The following is a 2,157-nucleotide window of genomic DNA, read 5'->3' on the forward strand; positions in this document are numbered from 1 at the left end:
GGACGTCGAGAAGTCCGTCGAGCAGCTGCGCGGCCGCTTCGCGTCCACCAACGACCCGCTGACCGTGTGGTTCGAACCGCTTGCGTGGGAGGTGGTCCTCGATCCCGGGGACCACCTCCTCGTCGCGTGGCCGGACTACAGTCCGGGCCCGCAGCTCGCCCCGACGTTCTGCCACGAGCCGGGACGCCTGTCGATCCTGGAACCGAACTGGGTACCGGGCAGCGAACCCGGCTACGCGCGGGTCTGGAACTCCAGCGGCGAGGAGATCACGTACTAGCCCCGGGGGGCTTGAGCACCTCTAGGGACGCAGTGCGCGCAGCAGCAGGTCGGCGAGGTGATCGGCGACCTGCTGCGGCGTGAGCGGCCCGTCGGCCCGGTACCAGGTGGACAGGTGGTGGACGGACCCGAAGTGGTAGTCCACCACCAGGTCGGCGGGGGTCGCGCTGGAGAACACCCCGGTGCGCTGGCCCTCCTCGACCAGCGCCCGGAAGCGCTCGTGGTAGCGCCGGCGCTCCGCCCGCACCTGCTTGAACTTCTCCGGGCTGAGCTGGTGCATCGACCGGAAGAAGATCATCGCGTCGTCGAGGTTCTCGATGGTGGTGACGACCACGTCGGCGGCCGCGGCGCGCAGCCGCTCCTCGACGGGCGCGTCGGAATCGGCCACCGCGTCCAGGCGCTGCTGCTGGAGCCGCAGCATCCGCGCGTACACCTCGTGCAGCAGATCGTCCTTGGACCCGAAGTAGTGGTAGAGCGCACCCTTGGTGACGCCGGCCGCCTCGACGATCTCCTGGACCGAGGTGCGGTCGTAGCCGCGCTCGGCGAAGAGCCGGGTGGCGACGGCCAGCAGCCGCTGCGGTACCGGGGCCTCGTGCGTGCCTGCGGGTTCCGTGGTCCTGGCCGCCATGGCGCTGACCTTCCCTTCCTCGTTCCTGCCTGGTCACTGCGACCGGCTGTACGACCGTCCGACTGTTTTCAGCCGCGATCGCGCAGTTCCCGTCGCAGGATCTTGCCACTGGTCGTCTTCGGAAGGACAGGCAGGATCTCGACCTGGCGCGGGTATTTGTACGCGGCGATGCGCTCGGCGCAGTGGGCGGCGAGCTCCTGCGGCTCCACCGAGGTGCCGGGACGCAGGCTCACGTACGCCTTCACGCTCTCCCCGCGGTACGCGTCCGGGACACCGACCACGGCGGCCTCGCGGACGGCGGGGTGGGTGTAGAGCACGTCCTCGACCTCCCGCGGCCAGACCTTGAAGCCGGATGCGTTGATCATGTCCTTCTTGCGGTCGACGACGTAGAGCCAGCCGTCCGGGTCCATGAATCCGACGTCCCCGGTGCGCAGTTCGCCGTCCGGGAAGGCCTTGGCGGTGTCGGCGGGCAGACCCCAGTAGCCGGGCACCACCTGTGGGCCCCGGACGGCTATTTCGCCGGTCTCGCCGAAGGGGACCTCGGCGCCCTGCTCGTCGAGGATGCGGACCACGGTGTCGGCCCCGGGCAGGCCCACGGAGAGGGTGCCGGAGGCGGGGTCGACGGGGGCTTCGAGGTGTACGGGCACGCTGGCGCAGGGGGCGGTGCACTCGGTGAGGCCGTAGCCGTTGCGCAGGTAGAAGCCGAAGGCGGTGCGCAGGCGCTCGACGAGCGCGGGCGGGAGCGGGGCGCCGCCGGAGGAGATCACCCGGAACGAGGCGAAGTGGTCCGGGGTGACTGCGGGGTGGGCGGCGAGGGCCATGAAGGCGGTGGCCGGGCCGACGGTGTAGGCGGGGCGGTGTTCGAGGAAGGCGTCGAGGACGGCGCCGGCGTCGAAGCGGTGGGCGAGGACCAGGGTGCCGGCGTTGGCGAAGCAGGCGGCGAGCTCGCAGACCATGCCGGTGATGTGGAAGAGGGGCGCGAGGGCGAAGTAGGTGGCGCCCTCGGGCAGCGGGTGGGAGGTCACCTGCCGGACGGCGTTGTACGTGAGCGCTCCGTGCGGGTTCATCGCCCCCTTGGGGGTGCCGCTGGTGCCGGAGGTGTAGCTGATGAGGGCGGTGTCGGCGGCGGTGAGGTGCGGGGCGTCCGGTGCGGGTCGCCCGCCGCGGGCCACGGTGAAGAGGTCGGCGGTGCTGAGGTCGACGGTGCTGAGGTGGGCGGCGGCGAGGTCGGCGGCGGACAGGTCGGCGGCGGC

The 2,157-nt window shown here is 71.6% G+C and carries 3 protein-coding genes; 1 reads left to right on the forward strand and 2 read right to left on the reverse strand.

Annotated elements, in window-relative coordinates; all coding sequences use genetic code 11:
- On the forward strand, positions 1–277 hold a 277-nt coding region (locus tag ACWGE1_RS40905; RefSeq protein WP_453425544.1), incomplete at its 5' end, for a hypothetical protein.
- 21 nt (positions 278–298) lie between these two features.
- On the opposite strand, the gene ACWGE1_RS40910 is transcribed toward ACWGE1_RS40905, so the two are convergent.
- Together ACWGE1_RS40910 and ACWGE1_RS40915 are read right to left on the reverse strand one after the other, a co-directional pair.
- On the reverse strand, positions 299–904 hold the full coding sequence (locus tag ACWGE1_RS40910; RefSeq protein ID WP_189973680.1) for a TetR/AcrR family transcriptional regulator: 606 nt from the start codon (positions 902–904) through the stop codon (positions 299–301).
- A 68-nt stretch (positions 905–972) separates the two neighbouring features.
- Positions 973–2,157, reverse strand: a 1,185-nt coding sequence (locus tag ACWGE1_RS40915) for a class I adenylate-forming enzyme family protein (protein ID WP_453425545.1), incomplete at its 5' end; no start/stop codon positions are given.

This window comes from Streptomyces sp. NPDC054932, assembly GCF_053610205.1.